Origin of the sequence: Mesorhizobium sp. M7D.F.Ca.US.005.01.1.1, assembly GCF_003952545.1 — a bacterium.
In the GTDB taxonomy this organism is placed as follows: Bacteria; Pseudomonadota; Alphaproteobacteria; order Rhizobiales; family Rhizobiaceae; genus Mesorhizobium; species Mesorhizobium loti.
Genome location: NZ_CP034453.1, coordinates 6,257,083 through 6,281,137, shown reverse-complemented (window position 1 = coordinate 6,281,137; position 24,055 = coordinate 6,257,083). Strand labels below are relative to the sequence as shown.

General features: G+C 62.3%; 21 protein-coding genes and 1 tRNA gene. 10 read left to right on the top strand and 12 right to left on the bottom strand.

Going from position 1 to position 24,055, the window contains the following annotated elements:
- Window positions 1-12 precede the first annotated feature (12 nt).
- Window positions 13-2,406, bottom strand: coding sequence for an alginate lyase family protein (locus EJ076_RS30560; protein WP_245462918.1), 2,394 nt, complete (start codon window positions 2,404-2,406; stop codon window positions 13-15).
- A gap of 123 nt (window positions 2,407-2,529) precedes the next feature.
- On the bottom strand, window positions 2,530-2,688 hold the full coding sequence (locus tag EJ076_RS35360; protein WP_164548774.1) for a hypothetical protein: 159 nt from the start codon (window positions 2,686-2,688) through the stop codon (window positions 2,530-2,532).
- A 15-nt stretch (window positions 2,689-2,703) separates the two neighbouring features.
- Here EJ076_RS35360 and EJ076_RS30555 point away from each other — a divergent pair, with 15 nt between their 5' ends.
- A complete protein-coding gene (locus EJ076_RS30555) occupies window positions 2,704-2,913 on the top strand; it encodes a hypothetical protein (protein WP_109661218.1) in 210 nt (69 codons plus the stop codon).
- A 153-nt stretch (window positions 2,914-3,066) separates the two neighbouring features.
- Here the strand turns inward: EJ076_RS30555 and EJ076_RS30550 are convergent.
- From EJ076_RS30550 to EJ076_RS30535, 4 genes are all read right to left on the bottom strand, one after another.
- Window positions 3,067-3,141: transfer RNA gene (locus EJ076_RS30550), tRNA-Val, on the bottom strand.
- A 183-nt stretch (window positions 3,142-3,324) separates the two neighbouring features.
- The gene (locus EJ076_RS30545) at window positions 3,325-4,143 is read right to left on the bottom strand and encodes an IS3 family transposase (protein WP_245463093.1); all 819 of its coding nucleotides are present in this window, start codon (window positions 4,141-4,143) and stop codon (window positions 3,325-3,327) included.
- Window positions 4,122-4,472 carry a transposase gene (locus EJ076_RS30540; RefSeq protein WP_126068667.1) on the bottom strand — a complete coding sequence of 117 codons (351 nt, stop codon included), beginning with the start codon at window positions 4,470-4,472 and terminating at the stop codon, window positions 4,122-4,124. The genes EJ076_RS30545 and EJ076_RS30540 overlap by 22 nt, the downstream gene beginning before the upstream one ends.
- 120 nt (window positions 4,473-4,592) lie before the next feature.
- Window positions 4,593-4,955 (bottom strand): response regulator, encoded by a 363-nt coding sequence (locus EJ076_RS30535; protein ID WP_006199474.1) that lies wholly within the window; start codon window positions 4,953-4,955, stop codon window positions 4,593-4,595.
- Between the two features lie 162 nt (window positions 4,956-5,117).
- On the opposite strand from EJ076_RS30535, the gene EJ076_RS30530 reads away from it, so the two are divergent.
- Both EJ076_RS30530 and hisN read left to right on the top strand, forming a co-directional pair.
- Window positions 5,118-6,059 (top strand): N-formylglutamate amidohydrolase, encoded by a 942-nt coding sequence (locus EJ076_RS30530; RefSeq protein WP_126070362.1) that lies wholly within the window; start codon window positions 5,118-5,120, stop codon window positions 6,057-6,059.
- A 307-nt stretch (window positions 6,060-6,366) separates the two neighbouring features.
- Window positions 6,367-7,140 carry a histidinol-phosphatase gene (gene hisN, locus EJ076_RS30525; RefSeq protein ID WP_126070361.1) on the top strand — a complete coding sequence of 258 codons (774 nt, stop codon included), beginning with the start codon at window positions 6,367-6,369 and terminating at the stop codon, window positions 7,138-7,140.
- Window positions 7,141-7,152: 12 nt separating this feature from the next.
- Here the strand turns inward: hisN and EJ076_RS30520 are convergent, their stop codons facing one another.
- The 3 genes from EJ076_RS30520 to EJ076_RS35355 all read right to left on the bottom strand — a co-directional run bounded on the left by EJ076_RS30520 (window position 7,153) and on the right by EJ076_RS35355 (window position 8,508).
- Window positions 7,153-7,986 (bottom strand): AraC family transcriptional regulator, encoded by an 834-nt coding sequence (locus EJ076_RS30520; RefSeq protein ID WP_126070360.1) that lies wholly within the window; start codon window positions 7,984-7,986, stop codon window positions 7,153-7,155.
- Between the two features lie 108 nt (window positions 7,987-8,094).
- A complete protein-coding gene (locus EJ076_RS30515) occupies window positions 8,095-8,349 on the bottom strand; it encodes a DUF1127 domain-containing protein (protein WP_126070359.1) in 255 nt (84 codons plus the stop codon).
- A gap of 3 nt (window positions 8,350-8,352) precedes the next feature.
- Complete coding sequence (locus tag EJ076_RS35355; RefSeq protein ID WP_164548773.1) at window positions 8,353-8,508, bottom strand: hypothetical protein; 156 nt, start codon at window positions 8,506-8,508, stop codon at window positions 8,353-8,355.
- Between the two features lie 177 nt (window positions 8,509-8,685).
- Between EJ076_RS35355 and EJ076_RS30510 the strand changes: the two genes are divergently transcribed.
- Window positions 8,686-9,198 carry a DUF1579 domain-containing protein gene (locus EJ076_RS30510; protein WP_126070358.1) on the top strand — a complete coding sequence of 171 codons (513 nt, stop codon included), beginning with the start codon at window positions 8,686-8,688 and terminating at the stop codon, window positions 9,196-9,198.
- 18 nt (window positions 9,199-9,216) lie between these two features.
- On the opposite strand, the gene EJ076_RS30505 is transcribed toward EJ076_RS30510, so the two are convergent.
- Complete coding sequence (locus EJ076_RS30505) at window positions 9,217-10,194, bottom strand: alpha/beta hydrolase (RefSeq protein WP_109661225.1); 978 nt, start codon at window positions 10,192-10,194, stop codon at window positions 9,217-9,219.
- A 479-nt stretch (window positions 10,195-10,673) separates the two neighbouring features.
- Here EJ076_RS30505 and EJ076_RS30500 point away from each other — a divergent pair, with 479 nt between their 5' ends.
- From EJ076_RS30500 to EJ076_RS30485, 4 genes are all read left to right on the top strand, one after another.
- A complete protein-coding gene (locus tag EJ076_RS30500) occupies window positions 10,674-11,141 on the top strand; it encodes an Hsp20 family protein (RefSeq protein ID WP_126070357.1) in 468 nt (155 codons plus the stop codon).
- Between the two features lie 326 nt (window positions 11,142-11,467).
- Complete coding sequence (locus EJ076_RS30495) at window positions 11,468-11,953, top strand: spore coat U domain-containing protein (RefSeq protein WP_109659262.1); 486 nt, start codon at window positions 11,468-11,470, stop codon at window positions 11,951-11,953.
- Between the two features lie 43 nt (window positions 11,954-11,996).
- Complete coding sequence (locus EJ076_RS30490; RefSeq protein WP_206438748.1) at window positions 11,997-12,728, top strand: molecular chaperone; 732 nt, start codon at window positions 11,997-11,999, stop codon at window positions 12,726-12,728.
- Between the two features lie 20 nt (window positions 12,729-12,748).
- The gene (locus tag EJ076_RS30485) at window positions 12,749-15,112 is read left to right on the top strand and encodes a fimbria/pilus outer membrane usher protein (RefSeq protein ID WP_126070356.1); all 2,364 of its coding nucleotides are present in this window, start codon (window positions 12,749-12,751) and stop codon (window positions 15,110-15,112) included.
- A gap of 25 nt (window positions 15,113-15,137) precedes the next feature.
- Here EJ076_RS30485 and EJ076_RS30480 read toward each other — a convergent pair whose 3' ends face one another.
- Both EJ076_RS30480 and EJ076_RS30475 read right to left on the bottom strand, forming a co-directional pair.
- A complete protein-coding gene (locus EJ076_RS30480) occupies window positions 15,138-16,154 on the bottom strand; it encodes a spore coat protein U domain-containing protein (protein ID WP_109659266.1) in 1,017 nt (338 codons plus the stop codon).
- 12 nt (window positions 16,155-16,166) lie between these two features.
- Complete coding sequence (locus EJ076_RS30475) at window positions 16,167-17,216, bottom strand: low specificity L-threonine aldolase (RefSeq protein ID WP_126070355.1); 1,050 nt, start codon at window positions 17,214-17,216, stop codon at window positions 16,167-16,169.
- Window positions 17,217-17,721: 505 nt separating this feature from the next.
- On the opposite strand from EJ076_RS30475, the gene gltB reads away from it, so the two are divergent.
- Together gltB and EJ076_RS30465 are read left to right on the top strand one after the other, a co-directional pair.
- Window positions 17,722-22,458 carry a glutamate synthase large subunit gene (gene gltB / locus EJ076_RS30470; RefSeq protein WP_126071177.1) on the top strand — a complete coding sequence of 1,579 codons (4,737 nt, stop codon included), beginning with the start codon at window positions 17,722-17,724 and terminating at the stop codon, window positions 22,456-22,458.
- 142 nt (window positions 22,459-22,600) lie between these two features.
- Window positions 22,601-24,055 carry a glutamate synthase subunit beta gene (locus EJ076_RS30465; RefSeq protein ID WP_126070354.1) on the top strand — a complete coding sequence of 485 codons (1,455 nt, stop codon included), beginning with the start codon at window positions 22,601-22,603 and terminating at the stop codon, window positions 24,053-24,055.

Sequence of the window (24,055 nt, the reverse complement as noted above, 5' to 3'; positions counted from 1 at the left end):
ACGTCCTGGCTTCTAACGCCGTCGCCACAGCCAAAAAGGCGCGATCGCCTCATCTGGATGAAAAATGGGCTTGGTCGACCTTCCCAGGTCGGCAGGTGGCATCCCCACAGGATCATGGTTCGCCAGGTCGAGAAGCAGCGGCCCAAGCCGATCCGGATCGACAGTTTCGGCCGACATGGTGTGTGGCTTGTTCTCGTGGGCAACAAGCCAGCGCAGCGCCTGAACCAGCCCCAGCCCCTCGGCGGTCTGGTGCTGCCAGAGATTGTCGCCGACCGAAGACAGGATACGGGCCAATGACGTCCAGCCTTGCAGGGTAAACATGGCGTAGTGCCTGGGGCGCGTTCGGGACAGTTCCCTGGGCAATGAACCGTCGGCCGCGACCTGGGCCGCGAGTCTCTCCCGAGCATAAAGGCCGATCTTGGCCAGCATGGCGCTGTCGCCAAGAAATGTGGCGATCGATGCCCGCTGCAAATCGTAGAACGTCCCTTGATTGCTGCTGCTGTAGAAGGCGGTTGCGGCTGTCGGCGCGATGTCCAGCCATTCGCAGTAGGAACCGAGCCAGGCTCTGAACGCCCTGCGATCCTCGTCGCCCAGCACTCCTGTTCGCTCGATCAGGCGCACAGCATCCAGGAAGAAATAGAAATCCTTCAGTTCGATGATGCCGTAACCAGACCCTTCATTGTTGTCGTGGCCCGACCGTACCTGCGCATAGCGCAAATGCGGATTCATTCTTGTCCTGGGATCGACAAACCAGGTGCGGATCAGCTCTGCCGCGTGGACGGCATAGTGATGTCCACCAAGCACGGTTGCGGCCAGCGCAAGCACGGTTGTGTCGTCGAACACGCGCTGCAAGCGCGTGCGATCGTAGGCCTCGCTTCCTGCTTTATACAATGCCGTGCCGGGCACGCGTTCGCCATCGCGCTGGATATAGGGCAGGCCATCAGGTCTGTCGGGGTCGGGCCACCAATAGGGCGCTGGGTGAAAATAGTCCTGGGGGTCTCCGCTCGGGGCCAGGCCAGTCTTGTCGAGCACGCTGAACGGACCGCGGGTGAGCGCCTGGCCGGCCGCGGCTTCGAGATACCCAAGGATGGCCGCATCCTTCACCGCGTGGGCAGCATCCAGGGCATCTTCGTCATAAAAAGCCAGGCGGGAAGCATCAAGCCGCGCGGCGATCGCCCTGGCGTTGCATTGATCGACCATGTCGACGATAGCCTGGTCGCGGCTGACCAGGCGCGCGACGAAGCCGGCCTTGCCGATCTCCAGATGCGAGCGCCCTGAATCCAGACGCGCCACCCAGCCCGCTTTCTGGAACAGCCCGGCATCCGCTGCCCGGGCCGGGCGCGGAAAATCCCAGGCGTCGTCGCGGTAGCGATCCCAGGAGCCGGGAACTCCCAACCTCCATAGCGTCTCGATTTTCGGGCGCCTTCCGTAGCCATAGTTTTCGTCGAACAGCTGCGTGGTATCGGCTCGAAATATGATCTGCGGCTCTTCCTCGGCCGGCGGCTGGAAACCCTGGTCCAGCAGAAGCGCGTTGTCGACAATGCGCGCCATGGGCACCACAGCGTATGGAAGGTGCGGGTTTTTCTCGATCGCGGACCGTATCTGCTGGAACGCAGACCCTGTCAGGTAGCAGTTCCCGTCCCAGGGCATCAGCCATTTTGCCCTGTCGCGGGCAATCGCGAGCGCGGCGTTGCGAGCCCCATTGTTGTTCATCACATAGAGGTTCTTGCTGCGACGGATGTGCGTTTCATAACGCGCGGACTGTGGTCCGCTCGCCCTGCCTTTCTCCGAGAATCTGAGGTCGCCGGCAGCAAGCTGATCGACGTCCCAGGATATCTTCCGGTACGCATCGAGTTCGAAGGGGATTGTGTGAAAATTCTGGCGGCGGCTTTCGAGCAGGCTGATGATCCGGGCTTCCTCGTCGGTGTCGACTATCCGGTTGATGATCCAGAATTTCTCGCACGCGGCGAAGGCCGGTTCGTTGTCCAGAATGAACAGCACGTTGTCGAATGACTGGCCCTTGCGGTGTCGCGGTTCCAGATCGTTGCCGATGATCCGGACGAGCATGAAGGTGTCGGCAGTCTGCGAGATCGGCAAAGCCGTGTAAGCCTCGCGGGCTGCCTCGATCCGCTTGCCGAGGCCGCGTCGGTATTCAACGTTCTGCTTTGCCGAAATGAGCGCGCTGCTCAATGTCGACCACGGTGATTGCAATTGGGTGCGCACGCGTTTCAGTTCGCGATAGATCTTCGGCCAGGGCGACAGCTTTGCCTTTCCAGGCCGTGAAGTCATGGCAGCATGTCGGGAGCCCAGGTCCCGATCGCCGCCTTGGGGACGCGCGCAATTTCGCCAACCATTCCGATTTCGGTGCTGGACCATTTCTGATGGTGAGGTGACCGAGCCCTGCATAGTCCAACGCGATCAATCATGGAAAATTCTCTCGCATGCAACGTTGCGAATGTCCTGCTTACGGTTTCACGGCATCGATGACGGCAGGTTTGCCAGGCAACGCCGACAAGACAATGCGATAAATCAAATCCGAAAACCACATAGCATGGCAAATGCCGCAGCATCGGCGATGTGCCTTATGGCGAAGGCAAGCTCGCAAAGATTTTCACGGCTGATCGCAATTTTCTTTTGAACCAATTTCTCCCGAGGCGCGACCAAGCGGTGTGTCCAAACATGGTCCATCCAGGAGAACGTCTCATGTTTACTGTTTCAAGAAACGTCCTTTTGGCCGCCATCGCCGTTTCGGTGCTGGCCGGCTGCAAGACAACCGCTCCCAGGGAATGCGACAAGCTGAAGCCTGGAGTGACCTACAACGGCAAATGCTGCGGTATCGGCGAGCCTTGTCGCGAAGGCAAGGGCGGCACGCCGGACAGGCCGGGAAATACACCCGATCCAGAGCCGCAATGATCTGTTGACCGTGGCCCGTTCCGGTCAGTGCCGGGACGGGCGCGTTGAGCTCCGAAAACTGACAATGCCAGTTTTCCTAGGGAACGAACGAAATCGTCCAATTCTGGTGAGCCAGCCAGAATGCCGATTGAAATCTGGTCGTCTGGGATTGGATGGTGGGCGTGACAGGGATTGAACCTGTGACCCCTGCAATGTCAATGCAGTGCTCTCCCGCTGAGCTACACGCCCATCCGAAGCCGCGCATACACCATTTTTGATCCAGCGCGTCAATAGCAGGAAAAAGGAAAGAAGGCGTCGTCTCGCCGCAGCGGCGGACGGGCGCCGATGCCTAAAGCGCGCCGCGCTTCAGGTCTTTGTTTCATGCATGTCGTTTTCCCAAAACTGGAGTGCGCCCCTTGGGATGGACACTGATCAGGCTGCAGTTTTGCCCGTCTGCCGGATGTGTTGATCCTCGAACTGTTGCGGGCTGAGATATCCCAGCGCCGAATGGAGCCTGCGTTTGTTGTAGACTTGGTCGATGAAGTGGGGAAGGTGCTCGGCAACCTCCTCGAAGGTTTCAAGCGCCATCGGATAAACCGCCTCGAGCTTCAGGGTCTTCATGAAGCTCTCCGCTTTGGCATTGTCATAAGGATTGCCCTTGCGGCCCATCGAGCCGGCCAGACCGTGGCCGGTGAGAAGCTGCCGGTAAGTCTCGGCGGCATATTGGGAGCCGCGATCGGAATGGTGAACGCAGCCTGGCGGTGGCTTTCTGCGCTCGATTGCGGCGCGCAAGGCGGCGCCCGTCAGGCGGGCATCGATGGCGCGGCTGATGGCGTAGCCGACGATCATGCGCGACCAGACATCGAGAATGATGGCGACGTAGACGAAGCGGACCGGCAGCGCGACATAGGTGATGTCGCCGACCCAGAGTTGGTTCGGACCGGTCGGGACGATGTCCTTTGCCAGATTGGGGAAGATCGGACTGTTGTGATTGCTGTCGGTCGTGGCGACGAACCGGCGTCTGACCTTCGGTTGCAGGCCGTGATCGCGCATCAGGCGGCGGATCTTCTTGTGGTTCACCACAAAGCCTTGCTGGCGCAAGGCCGCGCCCACGCGGCGATAGCCATAAAACTCGAATTCGTCGCAGATCGCGAACATCGTCTCGACGATAGCGGTGTCATCGGCCGGCCATTGCGGACGGTCATAAAAGGTCGAACGCGCCAGATCCATCAGCCGGCATCCTTCGGCGATAGAGAGGCCGGGGGGCCGATGATGGCGGATGTAATCCCGCTTTTCGGCCGCGGAGCATTCTTCAGAGCCCCCTTTAGAAACTCCAGCTCCAGAGCCTGCTTGCCGACCAGCCGCTCAAGCGCGGCGATCCGCGCCTCATATTCCGTGATCAGAGTGGCAGAAGCCGTATCTTCATCGAAGCCGCCTGCCTCATACTTGCCAATCCAGACACGGATCAGGGTGCGGGTGACGTCATGCCGTTTCGCCAAACTGTGCAGCGTCTCGCCCGACAGATATTCCTGCACCACCTGACGCTTGAACGTGATGCTGTAACTACGATGTCTTGCCATGGTTCTCTCTCCGAAAACCCGACAGCCATGGTCAATTCCTCAGGACGATCTGTCCACCCCTAGGGGCGCACTCCAAACCGGGACCACTTTTGGGCGACATGTATTGGCTTGGAAAGCGGCTCAGGCCGCCTGCAGCATCTTCTCGACCTCGTTGACGAGGTCGCGCAGATGGAACGGCTTCGACAGCACCTTGGCGTCTTTCGGCGCCTTGGAATCCGGGTTCAGCGCAACGGCGGCGAAACCGGTGATGAACATGACTTTCAAATCAGGATCGATCTCGGTGGCGCGCCGCGCCAGTTCGATGCCGTCCATCTCCGGCATGACGATGTCGGTCAACAGCAGCGAGAACGGCTCCTCGCGCAGCCGCTCATAGGCGCTGGCGCCATTGTCGAAATCGCTGACCTGGTAACCGGCGCGCTCCAGCGCCTTGACGAGGAACCGACGCATATCGTCGTCGTCTTCCGCCAGAAGAATGCGTGCCATGATATCCCGTCCGAATCACCCGCCCGAGATTGCCGTTGGGCAAGCCCGTTAACCATCCTGTATATGAGGAGGTGAGGGTAAACATCAAGTGAACGCGGACGGCGATGATCCATATTTGCCCGGCGGCGTGGCCGCTGAAATGCTGGACACGCGGCCAGCAAGGTGGCACTTTCACATCATGATGCACTGGTGTTTTCGGGTTCGCTCAAATTGAAGACGGCAGCCGAGGATTTTTCGGTCTTTCCACCCTTCGAAATCCGGTCGGGCGCCGAGCAACGCGTCCCCTTCCTCTTCAACTCACCGCATAGCGGCCGCTACTATCCCGAACGCTTCCTTGCCATGGCAAGGCTGGACCGCAACGCCATCCGCCGGTCTGAGGACTGTTATGTAGATGAACTGTTCGGCGGCGCCGTGGCGCTCGGCGCGCCGCTGCTGGCGGCGAATTTCCCGAGGGCCTATCTCGACGTCAACCGCGAGCCGTGGGAACTCGATCCGCGCATGTTCGCCGAGCCGGTGCCGTCCTTCTGCAACATTCGCTCGGCGCGGGTGGCGGGCGGGCTTGGCACGGTGCCGAAGCTGGTCGGCGAGGGGCTCGACATCTATTCCGGCCGCCTGCCGCTGGCCGAAGCGGTCGCCCGCATCGAGGCCGTCTACAAACCCTATCACGAGACGCTGAAACGGCTTTTGACCAGAACCCATGCGCGTTTCGGCTTTGCCGTGCTGATCGACTGTCATTCGATGCCGGCGAGCATCCGTGTCGGCGACAGCGGCCTGCGGCCCGACTTCATCATCGGCGACCGTTTCGGCATCTCGGCCACCGCCGCCCTGACCGACACCGCGATCGGCCTGCTCACCGCCATGGGCTATACGGTTGCCCACAACAAACCCTATGCCGGCGGCTTCATCACCGAACACTATGGTCGCCCGGCGCGCCATCTGCATGCGCTGCAGATCGAGGTCAATCGCGGGCTCTACATGAACGAGCGCACATTCGAGAAGGCCACCGGCTTCGACGCGCTGGCCGACGATCTGACGCGATTTTCAGCCGACCTGATGTCGATGCCCGACCATCATTTCGTCGATCTGCCGCTGGCAGCGGAGTGAGCTCGGAATCGCGGCGTAAAAAAAGACCGCATCGTTTGCACGATACGGTCGAAGTCTAGGGAGGAAACGCCCAAGGAGGGCATGGACAGGAGAACCTGTCCGAGGTCGAGGGTATTGTGCGCTGCACAAATGTCAAGCGACCTTCAGGCTTTTTTAATTCACTCTGATGTGGAAATTGCGTTTCGATGATGCTGTCGTGTCATTTTGGCAACATCTAACGCAGCGGATAAATCGATAAACACCCTTGTTTTGGGACGGAAGTGGCGGCAAAGCCCGGCTCGGGCATGCTGCAATGCAGGAGAATCAGTTGGACGTCAGCATCGATTTCATGCGTCGCATCGCGCAGGCGGCGGCGGCGGAGACCTTGCCGCGCTTTCGCAGCCAGGGTGCGGTTGCCAACAAGGAGAAGGGCAGTTTCGACCCGGTCACCGAGGCCGATCGCGAGGCCGAGCGCGCTATCCGCGCGCTGATATCGGCCGAGTATCCCGACCATGGCATTCTGGGCGAGGAGCATGGCAGCGAGAACATTTCGAGCCGGCATGTCTGGGTGATCGACCCGATCGACGGCACGCGCGCCTTCATTTCCGGACTGCCGGTGTGGGGAACTCTGGTCGGGCTGACGGTCGATGGCGACGCTGTTGCCGGCATGATGGCGCAGCCCTTCACCGGTGAGCTGTTCTACGCCAACGCCTCGGGTTCCCACTATGAAGGGCCGGGCGGGCCACGCAAGCTTTCGACGCGCAAGACGACCAATCTCGCTGAAGCCACGCTGTTTACCACCACGCCGGCGCTGTTCAAGGGGGCGGCGCGCGAGCGTTACGACCAGTTTGAGAAGCAGGTCCAGCTCGCCCGTTACGGCGCCGATTGTTATGCCTTCGCCATGATCGCCTCAGGAAGTGTCGACATCGTCGCCGATCCCGGATTGAAGCCCTACGACATCGTGGCGCTGATCCCGATCATCGAGAAGGCCGGTGGTATCGTCACCACATTCGATGGCGGGCCGGCGGAGAAGGGCGGCGACGTACTCGCCGCAGCAACCCCGGAGCTTCACGCAGCAGCCATGGTTGCCTTGCGGGGCTGAGATCATCATATTTCAGCGCGGCTTGATCGAACGCTGGAATTCCGCTGGCGTGCGGCCGTAAACCTGTCTGAAGGCGGAACTGAAATGGCTGTGGCTGGAGAAGCCCAGGTCCATGCCAAGCGTGGTCAGATTGTCGTAGCTGCCCAGCAGGTCGAGCGCGCGCGCCAGCCGCAGCCGCAGATGGTAGCGATAGAGCGGCATGGCCTCGACCTGCTGGAACACCTGCGTGAGATAGACCGGCGAGACGCCAACCTCGGTGGCGATTTCGGCCAGCGTCCAGCGTCGTGACAGATCCGAAGACAGCACAAGCTTGGCGCGGTCGACCAGCTTCTGCCGTCCCGGGCTGGCGCCGGCGACATGCGAGGTCCGCTCGCCAAGAGAGCGCCGCACCAGCGTCAGCGCCAGGGTTTCGGCCTCAAGCTTTTCGGCGATTTTGCGGCTCAGGCTGTGGCGCAGCAAAGCCACCAAAGCCTGTGCCCGCGGGTCGATGCGCCGGCGCTGGCGGCGAAAGGCTGGAGCGGCACCGCCGGTGCGCAACTGTTCCTTCGGCGTCAGTTCAAGCAGCTGAGCCTCCTCGATGACAAGATCGAGGCAGGAATCGCCGCCCTCGACAGGATGGCTGATCTGGTAACCTTCGGCCTCGTTGAAGAACAGCAGCTGGTTGGCCTCCGCGACGGCCTCATTGCGACCGACATGGCGCACGAAAACGCCGCGGTAGGGAAACACCAGGTGCGTGGCCGACGTGCACTCTTCTTCGCTCCGGTGCCGGCATTCGCCGCTGCAGACAACGTCGCGCACCCTGACGGTGCCGGTGTCGAGAAGCGGCTGCACCGTGAATTGCGACATGGCCGTTGCGCTCTTTCCCTTGCGCCGGAACATGGTTCCGGCATTGCAGGGCATTCTACGCAATCGGTCCGCCCATTCCTGTCAGGAGACTTGCCGACAGGCCGCTCCTCAATCCCACAACCGGCGGACGGATTCAGAATAGGCTTCGCCGCGCGACAGGCCGATGTCCTTGAGCTGGTCGTCGGTCATTTCGAGCAGAGCGCGGCGGCTTCGGCGCCTTTCCATCTGGCGGCCGATCCAGCTGGCCGCCGCAACGAAGTGTGCACCCAGGGACTGCCGCATGGTCGCGGTGCGGATTGTCGGTGCCCGTGCCGGGGCAGGGCCGGCCAGGTATTGCGTCGCAGTGATCTGATCGGGGCGCATCGCTCAGTCCTCCCTGGTGCCGGCTGCCGAGGCGCCGGCTTCGTTCAGCGCTTGCGCGCATTCCTCGCAACAGACTTCGACGGTCTTGCCGCCGACCTTGACGCGGATCGGGTTGGCGTCCAGCTGGCAATCGCAGGCAGCGCAGGTGTTCTCGGTCATGATCTCATCTCCATGGCGTTCAGTTCGACGCGGGCAGATGAGCAGTTCGGGGCGATGCGGGCTGTCAGAATCTTTAGCACTTTGCGCGCCGCGGGCGCTGGCTGGCTCACGCAACTGACAACAGGGTGTCAGTAGGCACCGGCTATGGAAGGGTCATTGCCAGAGGGAGAACCAGACATGCCGACGCACTCAACAGCCAGCCGCGCCCATGACATTCCGGCGGACGGCCGCAGCGATTTCGACTTCTTCTTCGGCAATTGGGATGTCAGCCATCGAAGGCTGCAAAGACGCCTGGCGGGCGACATCAACTGGGACGTATTCGGCGGCACATGCGAGGTGCGCCCGCTGCTCGGCGGCCTCGGCAATGTCGACGACAATGTGATCGAGCTGCCGGATGGCGCCTATCGTGCCGCAACGGTGCGGACCTTCGATCCGGCGACACGGCAATGGTCGATCTGGTGGATCGATGGCCGCATCCCCCTGACCATCGACGTGCCGGTGCGCGGCGCGTTCGTCGACGGCGTCGGCACGTTCCTGTGTGAGGACGTCTTCGACGGCCGGCCGATCCAGGTTCGTTTCCTCTGGTCGGAGATCGCGCAAAACACGGCGCGCTGGGAGCAGGCCTTTTCGCAGGATGGCGGCGCGACCTGGGAGACCAACTGGATCATGGAGTTTGCCCGCCGGCCATGAACCGGCGACCGGCGCCTATCAGGCAGTCGGGTCGTCGCTGCCGGGAATGAAGGCGTCGAAGGCGGCGAGCAACTGCTCGCGGTAGATGTCGGCTTCCTGCAGGATTTCATGACGTGCGCCGTCGATCATCAGCAGCGAGCCCAGCCGCAGACGCCTGGCGTAGGCCTCCACGGCCTTGGTCGAGACGACCTGATCGGCGCCGGCGGCGATGATCAGCATGGGAACCTGAATTCTTGCCATGAAGTCGGGATCGCTGACGGCTTCGGAGGCTTTCGCGGCTTCCCGCAGCCAGCGGATCGTCGGACCGCCAAGCGCTAGTTGCGGATGTTCTTCGTAGAGCCGCGTGTTGCGCCGATAGCGTACCGGGTCAGACGTCAGCTTGTTGGTCTCGAAGGGGGCCGTCACCTTCGGCCGCGGACCCCAGGCGGCATAGAGCCGGCCGAGGCCGAGAGCGCAGAACAACGAGCAGACGCGGCGAACCGTCGATATCGAGACCGGCAGATCGGGCAGCGTCAGGAATGGCGCGATCAGCACCATGCGCCGCACGCGGTTCACCATGGACGGCGCGGCAAGCAGCGTGATCGTGGCGCCGGCAGAGTGGGCGAGGATGTAGTACGGGCCGCGGCAATCGGGCAGCACAATCTCCTCGAAAAATTGTTCGAGGTCTGCCGTATAGTCGCGGAAGCTCCTGACATAGCCGCGCTGGCGATCGCGGATCAGCCGGTCGGAATCGCCCTGGCCGCGCCAGTCGAGGGTGGCGACGCCGAAGCCGCGATCGGCAAGGTTGCGGATGGTTTCGAAATATTTCTCGATGCACTCGTTGCGGCCCGACAGGAGCACCACGGTGCCCTTCATCGGGCGAGCGACCGCGCCGAACAGGCCGTAGCGGATATTCTTGCGGTCACGCGTCGTGAAGAAGCCGCCGGTGGCGTTTTCCGGCCGCGGATTGCCCTCAATTTCGTGAAAAAGGGAGTTCTCGGTGAAAAGATCCGTCATTCGGCGCTTCGTGCTCGGCGTCTCGCATGCCCGCCTGCGCTGGCCGGCTCCGCTAAGGTGATAGACGCCCATGCGCCAAAAGCCAAGGAATTCCCGGTGACGGGAGGCTGCAACGGGGAAGGCCGGAAGCCGCTTGAAAGCGTGCTTCCGGCCTCTGTCGATCCGGGAGGAAGGGACGTTACACCCGGTTCGGCCTCGTTGCGGCGCTTGTTGTGCAATCGGCGCCGCCAATCCTTGATCCTGGAATGCACTCTAGCGCCGGCTGTCTGAACGCGCGCCGAAGCACCGGTTCATCTGCCGTTCATCAAGGGACCGGCCCCACGCCTTTTACCGCAAGGTGAAATCTTGAAATGCTTTCGAGCGCTCCCCAAATGTCTCATGCGGTCGCCAATGTCGGGGCCGCTGGTCCAGCCGAAACGCCGCTCAAGGGTTTCGCACCGGCCATACGCAAACCATGTTGCTCAACAGGAGAACACCTCATGCGTCACGTTGATTTTTCCCCGCTTTATCGCTCGACCGTCGGCTTCGACCGTCTCTTCACGATGCTGGATTCGCTTGCGCAGCCGGATGGCGCGCAGACCTATCCGCCCTACAACATCGAGCGCACCGGCGAGGATTCCTACCGCATCTCGATGGCGGTTGCCGGCTTCTCGGACGAGGAGATCTCGATCGAAGCCCATCCCAACGTGCTGACCGTGAAAGGTGAGCGCAAGGACGAGGGTACCGGCGAAGGGTCCGAACTGCTCTATCGCGGCATTGCCTCGAGGGCTTTTGAACGTCGCTTCCAGCTTGCCGACCACGTCGAAGTCGTCGGTGCTTCGCTGAAGAACGGCCTGCTCTTCGTCGATCTCAAGCGCAACATCCCTGAGGAACTGAAGCCGCGCAAGATCGCCATTACGGCGTCTTCGGCCAAAGCCAAGCAGATCGAGGCCAAGACCGCCAACTAAACCAATAGCCTCCCAACGCAAGGCGGCGCCGAAAGGCGCCGCCTGACTGGTTCCAACCCCTCGATTTTGGCTGCGGTCGAAAACGAGGGGTTTTTGATTCCGGTTTGCCATCCGAACCCGGCGTTGCGTGAATGCCGTCGATACGCAAGGTCCGCTCTGCCTCTGCTGCCCATCAGCGGCTCCTCTATCTTTCTTTAGCTTGTTCTAAATAATCAATTACTTATTAACCATGCTCGAACATATTCCAGTTCGGCTCATTCACGGCTTCGCAGCGTCCAACCCCGCCTCGCCTTCTCACTGAAACACTGGAAAAGGACCCTCTTCGAATGTGGCGCAAAACAGCAGCGTGCCTGGCCATCTCAGCGCTTTTCAGCGGTGAGGCAAGCGCTACGACGACGACAACAAACATGACCGTGCAGATGACCATCACCGCATCCTGCACGATCAGCAGCGCTTCGACGCTGAACTTCGGTTCATCGGGCGTCATTGCGGCCAATGTCGACCAGACGTCGACGGTCCAGGTTCAGTGCACGAACACCACCCCGTACAACATTGGTCTGGACGCCGGCACCGGTTCGGGCGCGACGGTTGCGGCGCGCAAGATGACCAATGGCGCCTCGACGATCACCTATTCACTCTACAGCGACAGCGGCAGAACGACCGTTTGGGGCAGCACAATCGGAACCAACACGGTTTCGGCGACGGGCACCGGTTCTGCCCAGAGCTTTACCGTATATGGACGCGTGCCGACGCAGTCCACGCCTGCGCCAGCAGCCTATACAGACACGGTAACGGTCACAGTGACCTATTAGGATTAGGCTGTCACTTGGCGGTCGGCATTTGGGGGAGCGGGAAATGAGCTGGACAAAGCTGGCTTGGATTTTGGCGGGAGCACTGCTTTTCAGCGGTGCGCCGGTATGGGCGGAGTCCCTCCAGGTGCAACCCGCCCTCGTCGACGTCGTGGCTCCCGGTGCATCGTCGACCATCACGCTTCGCAACGAAGGACCGACGCCGACCAATGTGCAGATTCGTGTTTTTCGCTGGACGCAAGTGAATGGCAACGAATCCCTGACGCCGACGGAGGATGTCGTTGCCTCGCCTCCCGCCGTCACGCTCGTGCCTGGCGCCGGCTATGTCGTACGCATCGTGCGCGTGACGAAGCGGCCCATAGCGGCCGAGGAAGCCTATCGTCTTCTGGTGGACGAACTTCCTGATGCCAACCGCACAAGGACCGGCACCGTGAGACTGCTGATTCGCCACTCTATTCCGGTCTTTTTCAGCTCTCCACAAAAAACGCCGCCGGCCGTCGACTGGACTGTCTCGAGGCAGGCCGGGCGGCTGATCGTTTCGGCCCGAAACAAGGGCGGTATGCGCCTGCGCATCTCCGCACTTTCGCTGCGTGACGCAGGTGGACACAAGATCTCATTCGGGGGCGGGCTCGTCGGATATGCGCTCGGCCAGTCGGCAATGCATTGGACGGCACCAGCCGGCGGGCGCAAATTTGCCGCCAAGGGATCGGTCTCGATCTCCGGCCAAGGCAATGATGGCACGATCAACGCCGTTGCGCCGGTTGTCGCTGCACCGTGAATGCGGCTTGCCTGCTGGCAATGTCGACACTGGCCGCCGCGCTGACACTATCCAATCAGGCTTCGGGGGCGGTCCAGCAGCTTCAGCTCGAAGTCTTCATCAACGGCGCTCCAACCAATCAGATCGCGGCATTCGTATCTACCGACGGGCGGCATCTGGGCGCAAAGCCGGATGAGTTGCGGGACTTGGGACTGGATCCGGGCAAGGGCCGATCCAACGCCGCAACCATCATGCTCGACAATATCAAGGGGTTGGCTTACCGCTACGAGGTGGCGGAGCAGCGCATTTTCCTGACCATCGGCAATGGCTTGCGCGGGACAATGTCATATGACGCGGCGCCGGATCACGAGGCATCGCCGGATATTCAGGCAGGGTTCGGCGGTGTCCTCAACTACAATCTGTTCGCGGCGTCGCGGCAGGAGCCCGGCGCAAGCGGCTTCTCCTTCAGCGGTGTTTCCACAACCCTCGACGCGAGGGCCTTTTCGCCGGTTGGCACGTTCGGCCAGTCGGCGATCCTGCGGCTGGCGGACAATGGACGCACCGATGCATTGAGGCTCGACACCGCCTATACCTATTCGGACCCGGCGACGCTGACGACATATCAGGCTGGCGATGCGATTTCCGGTGGCTTTGCCTGGACCCGGCCGATACGCATTGGCGGGCTTCAGGCGCGCCGCAATTTCGGGCTTCGAGCGGACCTCATCACGCAGCCGCTTGCCTCGGTGAGTGGCAGCGCGGCAGTGCCGTCGACGGTCGACGTCTATGTCAACGACCTGAAGACCTATTCGCACACGGTTGATACGGGTCCGTTCCAGATCACCGACATTCCAGTCACCACGGCTGGCGGCGAGGCACTTGTCGTGCTGCGCGATGCGGCCGGCCATGAGACGCGCACGAGCGTACCGTTCTACGCCTCGCCCAGCCTGCTAAAGCCAGGCCTCTTCGACTTCTCGCTGGAGGCCGGCCTGCCCAGGCACGGCTATGCGACGACGTCGGATGCCTATGCCGCCAATCAGCCTGTCATATCGGCAAGCCTGAGAAAGGGTATCTACGACTGGCTGACGCTGGAAAGCCACGCGGAGGCCGGCAAGGATCTGGTCAATGGCGGGCTCGGCATGGCGGTGCGCACCGGCTCGCTAGGCATCGCCTCGTTCGCGCTGGCTGGCAGCCGCAGCGAAGCGGGCAATGGCCTGCAGTCCTATGCCTCATTCGAGATCAGGGTCCGGACCCTCAGCATCAATGCCAGTTCGCAGATGACCTTCGGTTCTTATGACGATCTCGCCTCGGTGACCGATCGGCTTCAGGACGGCGGAACGGCCGGTCACGCCTTCCTCAATCTGCTGTCATTCGATCCAGGCGCCGCTGATGCTTCGTCCCGATCCAGGCCGCCGAAGATGGTCAACAGCATTTCCGCCGGAACCCCGTTGTCTTTCGACCGCGGCAGCATCAGCGCAAGCTACATCGATCTGACACCGGCCTGCGGCGAAAGCTCCAGGATACTCACCGCCTCCTATTCGCGAACGCTGCCTTTCGGCTATCTCAATGCCACCGCGTTCGCCGAACTTGGCGGGCGACGCAACGCCGGCCTCTTCGCCGGGCTGTCGATCCCGATCGGCGGCGATACAATGGCATCGACGGCCATTTCCGCCGCCAGGGGCAGGTTCGACGTGATCGCCGACGTGAGCAAGCCGCTCGGCGAGGAACCGGGAAGCCTTGGCTGGCGGGCCAGCGTCACCCAAGGCCGATCCGCGGAGGGCTCCGCGGCGGTCTCTTATCGTTCTTCCCACGGGCGTGCCGACGCCGACGTCGCCCGTTCGAACTCCGGCACCACGGCGACAGCCCAGTTCGACGGGGCGATCGCAACGATGGGATCCGGCATCTTCCTGACAGACCGGATCGACGACAGTTTCGCCGTCATCGAAACAGGCTTGCCGAATGTCGGCGTGCTCTACGAAAACCGACCGTCGGGCGTCACCGATGCAAAGGGCCGGCTGCTGCTGCCGCGCCTGCGCTCCTATCAGAGAAACAAGATCGCCATCGACACGACCAACCTGCCCGTCGACGCCGACGTCGCGACAACGCAGGACGTCATCGCGCCAGCCGACCGGGCTGGAGTTCGGGTCGATTTCCGGGTTCGCACGAATGTGGACGCGGCCGTCCTCATCCTGTCGGGGCCTGATGGACAGCCGCTCGAGGCCGGGTCGCATGGCACGATCAATGGCAATCAGGACTTCGTCATCGGCTATGACGGGCGCGCCTATGTGAAGGGACTGGCACGCGAGAACATCGTCGCCGCCGAAACCGCCAAGGGGTCGTGCCAGGCAGCGTTCGGCTACACGCCGAAAGCAAACGGGCAATTGGTCATTCCGGTCGCCTGCCGCTGACATAGGGGCCGCCGCCTGTGACCTGTCAGTAGGTGACCGTGACGACGATTGTATCGGTGTACGTTCCAGGCGCAGGCGTGGTCTGCGCAGGGGCGCGGGCGTATACGGTGTATGCCTGGTCCAGCCCGGTGCCGGTGCCGCTAGCGGTGTTGGTGCCGATCGTGTTTCCCCAGACGGTGGTCCTACCGGTGTCGCTGTAGAGCGAATAGGTCACAGTCCTGATGCCGCTCGTCATCTTCCTGCTGGCGACCGTGGCGCCGGATCCGGTTCCGGCGCCGAGCCCGATGTTGTAGGGGGTCGCGTCCGTGCATTGAACCGTGACCGAACCCGTCGAATCGGCATTCGATGCCAGCACGCCGACCGAGCCAAAATTCACGTTGGTGGCCGAAACGTTGCAGTTCGCGTTGATTGTCGCGGTCCAGGTGGAGCCGCTGGAGGTGGCTTGCCGGCTGCCTGTCGGGCACGCCGCGGCAGTCCTGTAGTCATAGGCGGCGGCGGGCGCGGTGGTCATGGTCCAGGTATATGATCCAGGTCCCGAGGTGGTCTGGTTGGAGAATACCCTGCCGTAAACCGTCAGCGTAGCATTGGCGCTGCCAGAGGAACCGAGGCCGAGATCGTAGGTCGTCCCGATGGGATAGAGGCCGTAGGCTGTCGTCGCCAGGCCCCACGATCCCCATATCGTCGTTCGCGTCGCATTGCTGTAGAGTTCATGCACCAGCCGCTCCGAGCCGGACGCCAGCCGGCGATTGCCGGCGGCGTTCGTCTGACCGGGTGACAGTTCGACGCACAGGCGCACCGTCTGGTTGGCCGTCCCGGTGCAATTGATCGAGAAGGTTGTCGTCGTATCGTCAGCCGCACCGCTCAGGATGTCCACCACGCCATACGATCCGTTGGCGGCCGTCATCGAACAGGTCTGGGACCAAGCGCCTTGCAGGCTGGAAGCGAGCAGTATCGTGACCAGCACCGCCCGCAACTGAGCCGTCCAGTGAAGCGAACGGCAAAACCGCCGATGTGTCCTCAAACCTGATCCGCTGTGTTCCATTGTCCCGGTCTATCAGGCAATCAGCTGGCCAAAGCGGTCGACATCTTCGGCCGTCGTCGCAAAGCTGGTGACGAAGCGATAGAGCAACTCGTCCTCGCCGATATGACCGTCAAAGCCATGCGGCTTGTGCCAGTCGTAGAAGGCGGCACCGGCTGCCTGCAGCTTTTCGGCTTCGGCCTTCTTGATCACCGCGAACACCTCGTTTGCTTGCGGCAGCCAGGCCAGCTTTGCCGTGGCCGAATCCTCGATCGCCGCGGCAAGGCGCGCGGCCATGGCGTTGGCGTGGCGGGCGGTATCCAGCCACAATCCGTCCTTGAAATAGGCCTCGAACTGCGCCGCGACGAAACGCGATTTCGAAAACAGCTGGGCGGCGCGCTTGCGCAGAAAGGCCAGCTCCTTGGCGCGGTCGAGATCGAACAGCACGATCGCTTCGGCGCACCAGCAGCCGTTCTTGGTGCCGCCGAAGGAGAGGATGTCGACGCCGCGTTTCCAGGTCATTTCGGCCGGTGTGGTCTCAAGCGCGACCAGCGCGTTGGCAAAGCGGGCGCCGTCCATGTGCAGGGGCACCGAATACTTCTTGGCAATCGCCGAGATCGTCTCGATCTCATTCAGCCCGTAGATGGTGCCGACCTCGGTCGACTGGGTTATCGAAACAGCCATCGGCCGTCCCCAATGGACGATTTCGGGCGCGAAACGGCCAATGGTCCTTTCCAGATTGTGCGGGTCGATCTTGCCCAGCGGGCCATCGATGTCATGCAGGCGCGAGCCGCCGGAAAAGTACACTGGCGCGCCGCATTCATCCTCGATGACATGCGATTCGCGGTGGGCGAAGGAAATGCCGCCCGGCTTGTTGTAAGTGGTCAGCGCCAGCGAGTTGGCGGCCGTGCCGGTGGCGACGAAGAACACCGCGACCTCGCGTTCGAAAATCTCGCTGAAGCGCTGATAGACGGCCTGGTCGAGCGCACCGTCGCCATAGGCAGTGGAAAAGCCGCCGGCCGCGGCCGACAGGCCGGCAACGATATCGGGATGGGCGCCTGCCCAGTTGTCGGAAGCGAAGAACATGCATTCTGCCTATGTCTTGGGAAATCGGGGTTCTGGGGAAATCAGCCGGAAGTTGACCGGTTTCACGTGCTGATCGCAAGGGGCAGGCGCAGGAAAATCGGTAAAGCCAGCCAGCCGGCAGGGAAGAGGCCTGCGACTGAAGCTTACGTTCTTCCTCAACTTCACGACATTTTCTGTCGCGAAAGGCCTAAGTTTTTTGTGAATCGGTCTTGTGTGCGTCCGGGATTTCTGTCATAAAAATTTAGGACAGTAGTGCTGTCTTATTTTGTCGCACAAAACAAGCTGGATTGGCGTATCATTTGGGCCTCTCCGGCTGTTGCCGCGAGCGACAGGTGGACGGCCAGACTGTTGCCAGTAGGAGTAACTCTGGCCTGTACGAATACGAACCATGCGGAAAGTCGCCTGGTTCGGCAAGGATTTCGCAAGACGTGCCGCAAGGATCAGGGTGAGCCAAGTGCTTGCCGAGGCAAACCAGCGCCCGAAGGGCTGGAATGGAGGACAGGAGATGACGGACATGACGCACTCTGCGACGAACGGCCAGGCCGCGCAGACGAAAGCGGCAACCGTCAAAAACACCTTGCGATCCAATATCGGCCGAACCGCCAACGGCTTTTCCGCCCAGGGCCTTTACGATCCGCGCAACGAGCATGACGCCTGCGGCGTCGGCTTCATCGTCAACATGAAGGGCGTGAAGTCGCATCAGATCGTCAAGGACGGGCTGGCCGTGCTCGAAAACCTGACGCATCGCGGCGCCGTCGGCGCCGACCCGCTGGTCGGCGATGGCGCCGGCGTGCTGGTGCAGCTTCCCGACCGTTTCTTCCGCGAAGAGATGGCAGCCCAGGGCATCGACCTGCCGCCGGTGGGTCAGTACGGCGTCGGACACTGGTTCATGCCGCAGGACGCGGCGCTCCGCGCCCATATCGAGGATATCATTGCTGAATCGGCGCAATCCGAGGGGCTTCCGCTCATCGGTTTCCGTGACGTGCCCGTCGACAATTCGTCGCTGTCGAAGGCGCCTGACATCGTGGCATCCGAGCCGTCCCATCGGCAGATATTCATCGGCCGCACGCCAGACATTACCGATGACGAGGAGTACGAGGCCAGGCTCTATCTGCTCCGCAAGGTCATATCGGGTCGCATCTATGCCGAGAACGACAACAAGGACATCGGCGCCTATTGCGTGTCGCTGTCGGCGCGCACCATCGTCTACAAGGGCATGTTCCTGGCCTACCAGGTCGGTGCCTATTACAAGGACCTGACCGATCCGCGCTTCGAGACGGCGCTGATCCTCGTCCACCAGCGCTTCTCGACCAACACTTTCCCATCGTGGAAGCTGGCGCATCCCTACCGCATGGTCGCGCACAATGGCGAGATCAACACCGTGCGCGGCAACAACAACTGGATGGCGGCGCGGCAGGCTTCGGTCGATTCCGAATTGTTCGGCAACAACATCTCGAAGCTTTGGCCAATTTCCTACGACGGTCAGTCCGACACCGCCTGCTTCGACAATGCGCTCGAGTTCCTGTTCCAGGGCGGGTACAGCCTCAGCCACGCCATGATGATGCTGATCCCGGAAGCCTGGGCCGGCAACAAGCTCATGGATGCCGATCGCAAGGCCTTCTACGAATACCATGCAGCACTTATGGAGCCGTGGGATGGACCGGCGGCGGTGGTCTTCACTGATGGCCGCCAGATCGGCGCCACGCTGGACCGCAACGGACTGCGCCCGGCGCGCTATATCGTCACCGACGACGACCGCGTCATCATGGCCTCGGAGGCCGGCGTGCTGCCGGTGCCGGAGGAGAAGATCGTCAAGAAGTGGCGGCTGCAGCCCGGCCGGATGCTTCTGATCGACCTGGAGAAGGGGCGCATCGTCTCCGACGAGGAGCTCAAGTCGGAGATCGCGACCAAGCATCCCTACAAGACCTGGCTCGCCAACACGCAGCTCATCCTAGAAGATCTGAAGCCGGTCGAACCACGCGCGCTGCGCAAGGATGTCAGCCTGCTCGATCGCCAGCAGGCGTTCGGCTACAGCCAGGAAGACACCAAGCTCCTGATGTCGCCGATGGCGACGACGGGCCAGGAAGCGGTGGGCTCGATGGGCACCGACACGCCGATCTCGGCGATGTCGGACAAGTCGAAGCTGCTCTACACCTATTTCAAGCAGAACTTCGCCCAGGTCACCAACCCGCCGATCGATCCGATCCGCGAGGAGCTGGTGATGAGCCTGGTGTCCTTCATCGGACCGCGGCCGAATATCTTCGACCTGGTCGGCAATTCGCGCCGCAAGCGGCTCGAGGTCCGCCAGCCGATCCTGACCAATGGCGATCTCGAAAAGATACGTTCCATCGGCCACACCGAGGACCGTTTCGACACCAAGACGATCGACATCACCTATGGCTCCGCCGAAGGGGCCGCAGGCATGCAGGGCGCCATCGACCGCCTGTGCGAGCGGGCGGAGGCGGCGGTCGCCGGCGGTTACAACATCATCATCCTGTCCGACCGCCAGGTTGGGCCGGACCGCATCGCCATCCCGGCGCTGCTCGCGACGGCGGCGGTGCATCATCACCTGATCCGCAAGGGGCTGCGCACCTCGGTCGGCCTCGTCGTCGAATCCGGCGAGCCGCGTGAAGTGCATCATTTCTGCTGCCTTGCCGGCTATGGCGCCGAGGCGATCAACCCTTACCTCGCCTTCGACACGCTGCTCGACATGCACAAGCGCGGCGAACTGCCGAAGGAAGTGGACGCCTACGAAGTCGTCTCACGCTACATCAAGTCGATCGGCAAGGGCATTCTCAAGGTGATGTCCAAGATGGGCATCTCGACCTACCAGTCCTATTGCGGTGCGCAGATTTTCGATGCCATCGGGCTGAAGACCGATTTCGTGCAGCAATATTTCACCGGCACCGCGACGCTGATCGAAGGCGTCGGGCTGGACGAGATCGCGGCCGAGACGCTCAGCCGCCACAATGACGGTTTCGGCAACGACCCCGTGCTGCGCAACAGCCTGGAGGTCGGCGGCGAATACATGTTCCGCATGCGCGGCGAGGCGCATATCTGGTCGCCCGATGCGGTCGCCACCTTGCAGCACGCCGTGCGCCAGGGATCGTGGGAAACGTTCAAGGACTATTCCGCCCAGATCGACAGCGAGACGGCCCGCGCCCAGACCATTCGTGGCCTGTTCAGGCTCAAGCTGGCCGAGGAAACCGGCCGCGAGAAGGTCGCGCTCGACGACGTCATGTCGGCGGCCGACATCGTCAAGCGGTTCTCGACCGGGGCGATGTCGTTCGGCTCGATCTCACGCGAAGCGCACACCACACTGGCGCGCGCGATGAACCAGATTGGCGGCAAGTCGAACACCGGCGAGGGCGGCGAAGAGGCCGACCGCTATCTGCCTCTGCCCGGCGGCGGCAAGAACCCGGAACGCTCGGCGATCAAGCAGATCGCCTCGGGGCGGTTTGGCGTCACGGCCGAATACCTCGTCAATTCCGACATGATGCAGATCAAGGTGGCGCAGGGTGCCAAGCCCGGCGAGGGCGGACAGCTGCCCGGCCACAAGGTCGACGCGACCATCGCCAAGGTCCGGCATTCGACGCCGGGCGTCGGCCTGATCTCGCCGCCGCCGCATCACGACATCTATTCGATCGAGGATCTGGCACAGCTGATCTACGATTTGAAGAACGTCAATCCGGCGGCCGACGTGTCGGTCAAGCTGGTGTCGGAAGTCGGTGTCGGCACGGTTGCGGCGGGCGTCGCCAAGGCACGCGCCGACCACATCACCATCTCGGGCTATGATGGCGGCACCGGTGCCTCGCCGCTGACCTCGCTCAAGCATGCCGGCAGCCCGTGGGAAATGGGACTTGCCGAGACGCACCAGACGCTGGTGCTGAACGGCTTGCGGTCGCGCGTTGCGCTGCAGGTCGATGGCGGCTTGCGCACCGGCCGCGACGTCATCATAGGTGCGCTGCTCGGCGCCGACGAGTTCGGCTTCTCGACCGCGCCGCTGATCGCGGCCGGCTGCATCATGATGCGCAAGTGCCATCTCAACACCTGCCCGGTCGGCGTTGCGACGCAGGATCCGGTGCTGCGCAAGCGCTTCAAGGGTACGCCCGAGCATGTCATCAACTTCTTCTTCTACGTGGCGGAAGAGGTTCGCGGTCTGCTTGCCGAGATGGGTTACACCCATATCGACCAGATCATCGGCGACACCGATCTCTTGGAAAAGCGCGACCTGATCGTGCACTGGAAGGCGCGCGGGCTCGATTTCTCCAAGATGTTCTTCAAGCCGGATGCGCCGCATGAAGCGGTGCACTGGACCGAGCGGCAGAAGCACCCGATCGACGACGTGCTCGACCGCAAGCTGATCGAACTGGCAAAGCCGGCGCTCGAAAGCAAGCAACCGGTCAAGATCGAGGTCGACATCCGCAATGTCGACCGCTCCACCGGCGCCATGCTGTCGGGCGAAGTGGCCAAGCGCTTCAAGCACAAGGGCCTGCGCGAGGATACGATCTCGGTGAAGTTGACCGGCACCGCCGGCCAGTCCTTTGGTGCGTTCCTGGCGCGCGGCATCTCGTTCGAGCTTGTCGGCGCTGGCAACGACTATGTAGGCAAGGGCCTGTCGGGCGGGCGCATCGTCATCCGGCCGCCGGAAGAGGCCAAGATCGTCGCGGCGGAGTCCATCATCGTCGGCAATACGGTGCTCTATGGCGCGACCGAGGGTGAGGCCTACTTCGCCGGCGTCGCCGGCGAACGTTTCGCCGTGCGCAACTCGGGCGTGGCCGCCGTCGTCGAAGGCGTTGGCGATCATGGCTGCGAGTACATGACCGGCGGCATCGTCGTCGTCATCGGCAAGACCGGCCGTAACTTCGCCGCCGGCATGTCGGGCGGCGTGGCCTATGTACTCGACGAGGCGGGCGATTTCGCCGAGCGCTGCAACATGGCGATGGTCGAGCTGGAACCGGTTCCGGAAGAAGACGATTTGATGGAGAGATTGTTGCACCATGGCGGCGACCTCGACCACAAGGGCCGCGTCGACGTCTCCGGCGACATGACCAGCCATGACGAGGAGCGGCTCTACCAGCTGATCTCGAACCATGTGCATTACACCGGATCGGTACGTGGTCGCGAGATTCTCGACGACTGGACGACGTTCCGGCCGAAGTTCCGCAAGATCATGCCGGTCGAATACCGCCGCGCTTTGATCGAGATGGAACGCATGCGCATGGGCGTCGCGGCGGAATAGGCTTTTGCAATTGCCGGGGTGCCCAGGCTTCCCGGCCTATCTTCATCGACAGTTTGACCTCGGGCGCAAGGTTGCCATGGCTGCCTCAAGAGGTTAACGGGTGCGGCGAAAACCGCACCATCTGGACAGCAGGAACTGGACTATGGGCAAGGTAACAGGCTTTCTCGAAATCGACCGGCAGGTGCATAAGTACCAGCCGGCCTCCGATCGCATCCGGCATTTCCGTGAATTCACGCTGCCGATGTCGGACAAGGAGGTTGAGAAACAGGCCGCGCGCTGCATGGATTGCGGCATTCCGTTCTGCCACGGGCCGACGGGCTGCCCGATCCACAACCAGATTCCGGACTGGAACGACCTCGTCTACAATGGCGACTGGGACAACGCGATCCGCAACTTGCATTCGACCAACAATTTCCCGGAGTTCACCGGCCGCATCTGCCCCGCACCCTGCGAGGAAGCCTGCACGCTGAACCTCGAGGACATTCCCGTCGCCATCAAGACGGTCGAGCAGGCGATTGCCGACAAGGCCTATGAAACCGGCCACATCAGGCCCTATCCGCCGGAGAAGAAGACCGGCAAGCGGGTCGCCGTCATCGGCTCCGGCCCGGCCGGCATGGCGGCTGCCCAGCAGCTTGGCCGCGCTGGCCACGACGTCCATGTCTACGAGCGCGAGAGCCGGCCTGGCGGGCTGATGCGTTACGGCATTCCCGACTTCAAGATCGAGAAGCACTATATCGACCGGCGCATCGAGCAGATGCAGGGCGAGGGCGTGACCTTCCATTGCGGCGTCAATGTCGGCGTCGACAAGCCGGTTGCCGAGCTGCTCGCCGAACATGATGCCGTGCTTTATTGTGGCGGTTCGGAAACACCGCGCGCGGCCGGTATCCCCGGCGATGATCTCGGCGGCGTGCATGACGCGATGCCCTATCTGGTGCAGCAGAACCGCCGGGTCGGCGGCGAACCTATCCAGTCGGTGGCGTGGCCGTCGCATCCAATTATCGCCGGCGGCCAGCATGTCGTCGTCGTCGGTGGCGGTGATACCGCGTCCGATTGTGTCGGCACCGCCTTTCGCCAAGGTGCGGTGCGCGTCACCCAGCTCGACATCCGCCCACAGCCGCCGGAGAAGGAAGACAAGCTTTCGGTCTGGCCCTACTGGGCGACCAAGATGCGCACTTCGTCCTCGCAGGCCGAAGGCGCGGAGCGTGAATTCCAGGTGGCGACACTCGAATTCATCGGCGAGGAAGGCCAGTTGACCGGCGTCAAATGCTGCGAGGTCGACGACAAGCGCAAGCCGATCGCCGGCACCGAATTCGTCATCCGCGCCGATCTCGCCTTCATCGCCATCGGCTTTGCCGGGCCGGCTGCGGCCGGAGTGGCTGGGGAATTGGAGGGTGAGATGAAGATCGCCACCGACAGCCGCCGCTCCAGGAATGTCGAGGCAAATGACCGCGACTACAGGACCAGCGTCGACAGGCTCTATGCGGCCGGCGACGTGCGTCGTGGCCAGTCGCTGGTCGTCTGGGCGATCCGCGAGGGCCGCCAGGCGGCACGCTCGATCGACGAGGCGTTGATGGGGGCGAGCGTTCTCCCGCGCTGA

Excerpts from the sequence above, each read along its gene's own strand:
- EJ076_RS35355 (WP_164548773.1), bottom strand. The coding sequence starts at position 8,508 with ATGACCGAGAACACCTGCGCTGCCTGCGATTGCCAGCTGGACGCCAAC.
- EJ076_RS30510 (WP_126070358.1), top strand. The coding sequence starts at position 8,686 with ATGCCGACGCACTCAACAGCCAGCCGCGCCCATGACATTCCGGCGGAC.
- EJ076_RS30485 (WP_126070356.1), top strand. The coding sequence starts at position 12,749 with ATGTCGACACTGGCCGCCGCGCTGACACTATCCAATCAGGCTTCGGGG.
- EJ076_RS30490 (WP_206438748.1), top strand. The coding sequence starts at position 11,997 with ATGAGCTGGACAAAGCTGGCTTGGATTTTGGCGGGAGCACTGCTTTTC.
- EJ076_RS30520 (WP_126070360.1), bottom strand. The coding sequence starts at position 7,986 with ATGTCGCAATTCACGGTGCAGCCGCTTCTCGACACCGGCACCGTCAGG.
- gltB (WP_126071177.1), top strand. The coding sequence starts at position 17,722 with ATGACGGACATGACGCACTCTGCGACGAACGGCCAGGCCGCGCAGACG.
- EJ076_RS30535 (WP_006199474.1), bottom strand. The coding sequence starts at position 4,955 with ATGGCACGCATTCTTCTGGCGGAAGACGACGACGATATGCGTCGGTTC.
- EJ076_RS35360 (WP_164548774.1), bottom strand. The coding sequence starts at position 2,688 with ATGGACCATGTTTGGACACACCGCTTGGTCGCGCCTCGGGAGAAATTG.
- EJ076_RS30475 (WP_126070355.1), bottom strand. The coding sequence starts at position 17,216 with ATGTTCTTCGCTTCCGACAACTGGGCAGGCGCCCATCCCGATATCGTT.
- EJ076_RS30560 (WP_245462918.1), bottom strand. The coding sequence starts at position 2,406 with ATGCAGGGCTCGGTCACCTCACCATCAGAAATGGTCCAGCACCGAAAT.
- EJ076_RS30480 (WP_109659266.1), bottom strand. The coding sequence starts at position 16,154 with ATGGAACACAGCGGATCAGGTTTGAGGACACATCGGCGGTTTTGCCGT.
- EJ076_RS30515 (WP_126070359.1), bottom strand. The coding sequence starts at position 8,349 with ATGCGCCCCGATCAGATCACTGCGACGCAATACCTGGCCGGCCCTGCC.
- EJ076_RS30500 (WP_126070357.1), top strand. The coding sequence starts at position 10,674 with ATGCGTCACGTTGATTTTTCCCCGCTTTATCGCTCGACCGTCGGCTTC.
- EJ076_RS30465 (WP_126070354.1), top strand. The coding sequence starts at position 22,601 with ATGGGCAAGGTAACAGGCTTTCTCGAAATCGACCGGCAGGTGCATAAG.
- EJ076_RS30540 (WP_126068667.1), bottom strand. The coding sequence starts at position 4,472 with ATGGCAAGACATCGTAGTTACAGCATCACGTTCAAGCGTCAGGTGGTG.
- EJ076_RS30495 (WP_109659262.1), top strand. The coding sequence starts at position 11,468 with ATGTGGCGCAAAACAGCAGCGTGCCTGGCCATCTCAGCGCTTTTCAGC.
- EJ076_RS30505 (WP_109661225.1), bottom strand. The coding sequence starts at position 10,194 with ATGACGGATCTTTTCACCGAGAACTCCCTTTTTCACGAAATTGAGGGC.
- EJ076_RS30555 (WP_109661218.1), top strand. The coding sequence starts at position 2,704 with ATGTTTACTGTTTCAAGAAACGTCCTTTTGGCCGCCATCGCCGTTTCG.